Here is a 6,195-nt window from a genome sequence, read left to right as displayed (position 1 = left end):
GTCGCGCAGGCTGGTCTCGATGCGCTGGATCGGGCCGGCAAAGCGCATCGAGACCAGCCTGCGCGACGGTGAGCCGCTGCCGCTGGTGGCGCTCGAAGCGCCATGCCTTCTGCGCACGGTGGCAACCGAAACGCTCGACCGCGCCGGGCTGTCGTGGCGGATGGCCTTTTCCAGCCCGAGCCTTGGCGGCATCTGGGCAGCGGTGGCGGCGGGGCTGGGGCTGACGATCCGCACCGACATCGGCCTGCCGGCCAGCGTCAGCGCAATGACGCCGGAGATCGCCGGGCTGCCGGCATTGCCCAAAATGGCGTTGGTGCTGCACCAGAAGGATGCTGAACTGGATCCGGTGGCAGCGCGGCTAGCCGACATATTGTTGCAGGCGGCGTTGCAGGCGCTGCCACGGGACGAGCGGTTGAAGGAGGTCGCTTAGACAGCCGGAAAGGTATCCAGTGTCGCGTTCCGTCCCCTCTGTCCTGCGGACATCTCCCCCGCAAGGGGGGAGATTGGATGTCGCGAGTGCTCTCGCGAATCTTCAACGTTGCAAGAAAGGCGCCGTCAGAACGAACTGCTGATCTCCCTCCTTGCGGGGGAGATGGCCGGCAGGCCAGAGGGGGGTGCTGTCCCGCCAACTTTGCGGAGAATTCCCGCGAGCAAAGAGGCTCATTCGAGCCCGACCGCTTATTTGCGCTTGTTGGACCTGCCGGCGAATGGATTGTCCGACGTGCGCAGCGCGATGCGGATCGGCACGCCGGGCATGTCGAAGGCTTCGCGCAGGCTGTTGGAGAGATAGCGGACATAGGATTGCGGCATCGCATCGGGCCGCGAGCACTGGACAACGAAACCCGGCGGCCGGGTCTTGGCCTGGGTGACGTATTTGACCTTCAGCCGGCGCCCGGCCACGGCAGGCGGCGGGTGGTGTGCCAGGATGCCTTCCAGCCAACGGTTGAGCTTGCCGGTCGAGACGCGGCTGTTCCACACCTTGTGCGTCCTGATGACGGCATCCATCAGCTTGTCGAGGCCGCGCCCGGTCTCGCCGGAGACAGGTACGGCCTGGAGGCCGCGCGCCTGGGGAAGAAGCCGTTCCGTCTTCTCTCGCAGTTCGGCCAGAAGTTCCTGGGGATGGTCGATCAGATCCCATTTGTTGAAGGCGATCACCGGCGCCCGGCCTTCCCTGATGATCAGGTCGGCGATCTGCAGATCCTGCTTCTCGAAGGGGATGGTGGCGTCGAGCACGATGATGACGATCTCGGCAAACCGGATGGCGCGCAGACCGTCCTGCACCGACATCACTTCCAGCTTTTCATGAATCCTGGCCTTGCGGCGCATGCCGGCTGTGTCGAACAATTTCAGGCGGCGACCATGCCAATCCCAATCGACCGAGATCGAATCACGGGTAATGCCGGCTTCCGGTCCGGTGAGCAGCCGCTCTTCGCCGATCAGCGCGTTGATCAGCGTCGACTTGCCGGCATTGGGACGGCCGACGACGGCAATGCGCATCGGCTTGGTGTCGTCATAGGTGTGCTCGGCATCCGGATCGGCGATATCCTCGCCGATCAGCACCTCGCCGGCAGCGACGTCTTCGTCTTCGCCATCTTCTTCTTCGCCGAAGGCGCGCGCTTCGCCGAGCGCGCCGATCACGGCGTCGCGCAGGTCAGGCAAGCCCTGGCCATGCTCGGCCGAAACCGGGATCGGCTCGCCAAGGCCGAGTTCCCAGGCCTCCAGCATGCCGCCCTGGGCGCCCTTGGCCTCGGCCTTGTTGGCGACCAGCACGACCGGCTTGCCGGACTTGCGCACGATCTCGGCGAAGGTCCTGTCGTCGGGCAACAGGCCGGACTTGGCGTCGATGGTGAAGAAGATCAGGTCGGCATCCCGGATGGCGATCTCGGTCTGCGCACGCATGCGGCCGGGCAAGGTCGAGGCGCCCGCGTCCTCGAAGCCGGCGGTGTCGATGACGTCGAAATGCAGGTCGTAAAGCTTGGCGGCATGGACGCGACGGTCGCGGGTGACGCCCGGCGTGTCGTCGACGAGCGCCAGCTTCCTTCCCACCAGCCGATTGAAAAGAGTCGATTTGCCGACGTTAGGTCTGCCGATGATGGCGACTTTGAAGGTCACGACGCACTGCCCGACCCGCGGATCAGCTCGGACATCAATGTTGCGCGCTCGCGGGTGTTGCGCGGCGCGCCGTCATCGGCGGCGATCTGGTCGAACAGTTTCAGCGCATCCTGCGTCTTGCCTTCCTTCCAGGCGGAAAGGCCGAGTGCCTCGCGCGCCGTGTGGCGTAGCGTGTTGGTGTCGGATGTCAGCGCCTCGACACGGCTGGAGACGTCGGCAAAGGAACCATGGTCGACGAGCAGCAGTGCTGCCCGCAGCCGCGCCATGTCGCGAATTCCCTGGGGAATGGCCGTATCCGCGGCGACTTCGTCGAAATCCTTGACGGCGGCGGGGACATCGCCCTTGTTCGCTTTGACGGTCGCGCCGCGCATGCGGGCGAGCAGCGGATAGGCGCCGTAGCCATCCTTCTCCAACTGATCGAGCGCAGTCAGCGCCTCATCGTTCTTGCCGTCATTGGCGAGCTTCAGCGCCTGCGAGAACGCATCGCCCGAGCGGTTGGCGCGCGTCTCGTCCCAATAGCGATAGCCGACGAAGGCGGCAGTGCCGAGCACCACGAGGACCGCAACGACAATCAAGGCCGGGCCAAAACGGTCCCACAGCGCCTGTGCCTGCTCGCGACGGATCTCGTCGTTGACTTCACGGATAAAACTGTCGTCGGACATCAATCAAACCATTCCTGCCCGGTCGGGCCCTTTGTCAGCCCGCGTTTTAGCGAAATTTTGCCGGCATGGAAGGGGTTCAACCGGAAAATCGCCTATTGTCCGGGGCAAACGGATGTTTGCCCCGGACAGGCAGCCGAAAAGACCAATCGCACCCACGCCACATTTAGGCGATAGCCGGCTTGCAGACATTCCCCGAGTGAAGATCAGATTGCCTATGCTTCGTCCGTTCCGCGTTGTTGCGTTTTCGCTTGCGGCACTCGCCGCTGCCGGTGGGGCTTTGGCCGATCCACCGGCGCCGGCAAAGCCGAAACAGGTCGTCATCATCTCGTTCGACAGTGCCCGCGACATTTCGCAGTGGAAACGCAGCCGGGCACTGGCTGAGCGCACCGGCGCGCACTTCACCTATTTTCTCTCCTGCGTCTTCCTGCTGTCAACGGAGACACGCAAGGAATACACCGCACCGGGCAAAGGCGCCGGCAAATCCAACATCGGCTTTGCCGCCTCGAAGCAGGAAGTCACCGAGCGACTCGAACAGATCGGCCTTGCCGCGCATGAAGGCCACGATATCGCCAGCCATGGCTGTGGCCATTTCGACGGCAAGGACTGGAGCAAGGCCGACTGGCTGAAAGAGTTCAGTTCGTTCGAGCACATTCTCGAGAACGCCTATGCGATCAACGGCATTGCACCCGAACCACAGGGCTGGCGCGATTTCGCGCGGCATGCGGTGGTCGGCTTTCGCGCGCCGTATCTGTCGACCGGCAAGGCGCTCTATGAAGCGCTGCCGGCGGCCGGATATCAATTCGATGCCAGCGGCGTCTCGCAAGGCCCTGCCCGACCGACGGCCAGCAACGGCATCGTGCACTTTTCGCTGCCGCAGATTCCGGAAGGACCGAAGTCACGGCCGGTGATCGCCATGGACTACAATCTCTATGTCAGGCATTCCGGCGGCTTCGAGCGGCCAAGCCAGGCGGACGAGTTCGCCAACCGGACCTATGCTGCCTTTCGCGCCGCCTTCGACAAGCAGTATGCCGGCAAGCGCATTCCGCTTGAGCTCGGCTTCCACTTCGCGCTGATGAATGACGGCGCCTACTGGAACGCGCTGGAGCGCTTTGCCGGCGACGTCTGCGTCAAAGCCGATGTCGAATGCATCAGTTTTCGCGATTATGTTTCGCGACAGGACGCTGGCCAAAGGCAGGTCTCGGTCGGCGGCTGAGCCGCCAACCCGGTTCGATTTCCAAAGCCTCGGTTTTTAGGCTGGGTCCTCGGCGCTCTGTCTTGCCAGATAGCGCTGGTCGATTTCAGGCAATGGCTCGCCTTGCAGCGTCGCTTCGAAGGCACGCAGGCGCTTGTGGACAGATTGCAGCTCGACGATGGTCGACCAGGAGGAGAGCAGAAACTGCAGCGACCCCGTCACCTTGCCGAATGCGTTCGAAATCTGGTTCAGCGCGCCGAACGTTATCTTGTGCGCCACCAGTGAGGGACCAAGGATCAGCAGCGAGAAAATGTTGTCGGCCTGCAGGTAGGTGTAACGGACGACGTTGAAATAGATGTAGTGGAAATACAGCCTGAAATAATTGTGACGAACATTCTCGAACAGCTCGGCGGTGGTGGCCGGCTGGGCGCGGTCCGCATGATCCTCGCCGTAGACGAGTTCCTTGCGGTAGGCGGCTTCGACACGCTGGTTGCGGAACTGCAGCCCTGGAAGTTTCAGACCGGCAACCATGACCGAGATCGTCCCGAACAGACACCAGGCAAGGGCCGCGACAACCAATGGCTGCGGGATCGCGCCGATAATCGGCAACTCAGTGATATGGGCCTGCAACTGGATCATGACCGGCAGGAATGCGATCAATGTCATGATCGACTGGACGAAGCTGGAGCCGAGGTCTTCCATGATCTGCGAGAACCGCATCGTGTCTTCCTGGATACGCTGCGAGGCACCCTCGATATGGCGTAGCCTGCTCCAATTCTCGACGAAATAATTGTTCATCGCCGTGCGCCAGCGGAAAATCCAGTGGCTGACGATGAAGGCATTGACCACCTGCACATTCATGCCGACCAGCGCGAGCCACGAAAAATCCGCCAATCCGATATAAAATTCGCTGTTGGTCGACTTTCCAGTCCCCGACATCAGTCCCTGCACATAGTCGAAGAATGGTCCGTACCAGGCGTTGACGGCGACACTGACCTGCACATTGAAATAGATGAAGAACAGGATGACCGCGGTCATCAGGATCGACCAGCGCTGCCACGGATGCGGCGAATACCAGCTCCAGAATGCGTAGAAGACGGCCACGCAGAACACGAAATAGAGATAAAACCATAGAAACGGCGGCGACATGAGGATCGCGATGCCGATGATGGGCGGCGCACCGGCCACTGCGGGCGGCAATCCGAAAACCGCCCCCAATTGTTCACCACCGAAAAACCAGAACAGGATTGCCGCAAGGCTCCAGAGGGCGGCCGAAGAGAAGAAGAGCTTCGGCTGCGGGAAAAAGGATACGAACACTGTGGCGAATTCCTCGATCTAGGCGCAAATCAGCTGACGGCAGCGGGCATAAAGTCACACATTAGTAGGAAAGAAAATGCCTGTGCCCGATGCCCGGCACAGCAAGCCCACAATCATGGCGATTTTGGCGCAGCCGACCATGTGATGGCGCCGGAGACGACCAGCACGATTGCGGCGGTGATCGAGGCGAGGAAGAAATCGCCGGACATTTGCGCCAGAAATCCGGCCGCGACCGGCCCGATGATCTGGCCAAGGCCGAACGCAGCCGTCATCAGGGCAAAGATCCGGCGCGGCGCGCTTGGCGCCTGCTGCCGGGCGGCCTGCAGGCCAAAGGCGGTGATGGCAATGAAGGTGCCGCCGAGCAGCACGCCGGCAAGCAGCGGCCCGGTGGCGCCGCCGATGGCGACGCTGGCGGTGACGCCGGCAACTTCGATGAAGCACGCCAGCGCATAGGCGGCATAGAGGCCGGTCCGCGCCGCGATCTTCTGCCAGAACCAGACCGAGGGAAAGCCCGCAAGACCGGCGACCATCCACACAATGGCCTCGAAGACGCGGCTGCCGCCGCCTTGCCGGACGATGGCGACCAGGAATGTCGCCGTCACCACATAGCCAAAGCCGAACAGGCCGTAGGCGATGATGACCTTGACCAACGACCGGTCCATCCGCAGTGCCGGCTCGCGGGGGACTTCGCCGTTGCCGAGCGGACCCTCATTGACCAACAGAGCCACGAGGACGAAACCGCAGGCCGAAATCGCCGCCGACCATAGCCAGCCTGCCGCCCAGCCCGAATGCTCGGCGACCAGCACCGCCATCATCGCCGCCGATGCCGCTATGCCGAGCCCGACGCCGCCGAAATGCCAGGCCTGCAGGTCGTTGCGACCGGCAGCCGCGATATGGCTGAACACGATGCTG

General features: G+C 62.7%; 6 protein-coding genes. 2 read left to right on the top strand and 4 right to left on the bottom strand.

What is annotated here, in order from left to right:
• Positions 1-430: LysR substrate-binding domain-containing protein (locus EN893_RS14555; protein WP_245490834.1), on the top strand; the 430-nt coding region annotated here is incomplete at its 5' end.
• 248 nt (positions 431-678) lie between these two features.
• On the opposite strand, the gene der is transcribed toward EN893_RS14555, so the two are convergent.
• A complete protein-coding gene (gene der / locus EN893_RS14550; RefSeq protein ID WP_127272331.1) occupies positions 679-2,112 on the bottom strand; it encodes a ribosome biogenesis GTPase Der in 1,434 nt (477 codons plus the stop codon).
• Positions 2,109-2,774 carry a tetratricopeptide repeat protein gene (locus EN893_RS14545; protein ID WP_127272332.1) on the bottom strand — a complete coding sequence of 222 codons (666 nt, stop codon included), beginning with the start codon at positions 2,772-2,774 and terminating at the stop codon, positions 2,109-2,111. The genes der and EN893_RS14545 overlap by 4 nt, the downstream gene beginning before the upstream one ends.
• 214 nt (positions 2,775-2,988) lie before the next feature.
• Between EN893_RS14545 and EN893_RS14540 the strand changes: the two genes are divergently transcribed.
• Complete coding sequence (locus tag EN893_RS14540) at positions 2,989-3,987, top strand: polysaccharide deacetylase (RefSeq protein WP_127273545.1); 999 nt, start codon at positions 2,989-2,991, stop codon at positions 3,985-3,987.
• 36 nt (positions 3,988-4,023) lie between these two features.
• On the opposite strand, the gene sbmA is transcribed toward EN893_RS14540, so the two are convergent.
• Both sbmA and EN893_RS14530 read right to left on the bottom strand, forming a co-directional pair.
• Positions 4,024-5,283 (bottom strand): peptide antibiotic transporter SbmA, encoded by a 1,260-nt coding sequence (gene sbmA / locus EN893_RS14535; protein ID WP_127271341.1) that lies wholly within the window; start codon positions 5,281-5,283, stop codon positions 4,024-4,026.
• Positions 5,284-5,396: 113 nt separating this feature from the next.
• A partial coding sequence (locus EN893_RS14530; RefSeq protein ID WP_128361606.1) for a YbfB/YjiJ family MFS transporter occupies positions 5,397-6,195 on the bottom strand: 799 nt, incomplete at its 5' end.

Origin of the sequence: Mesorhizobium sp. M7A.F.Ca.CA.004.04.2.1, assembly GCF_004022825.1 — a bacterium.
In the GTDB taxonomy this organism is placed as follows: domain Bacteria; phylum Pseudomonadota; class Alphaproteobacteria; order Rhizobiales; family Rhizobiaceae; genus Mesorhizobium.
Note: the sequence above shows the minus strand (reverse complement) of the source record. Positions and strands in the feature narration are given on the sequence as shown.

Coding starts and splice junctions, on each gene's coding strand:
- EN893_RS14545 (WP_127272332.1), bottom strand. CDS start 2,774: ATGTCCGACGACAGTTTTATCCGTGAAGTCAACGACGAGATCCGTCGC.
- EN893_RS14540 (WP_127273545.1), top strand. CDS start 2,989: ATGCTTCGTCCGTTCCGCGTTGTTGCGTTTTCGCTTGCGGCACTCGCC.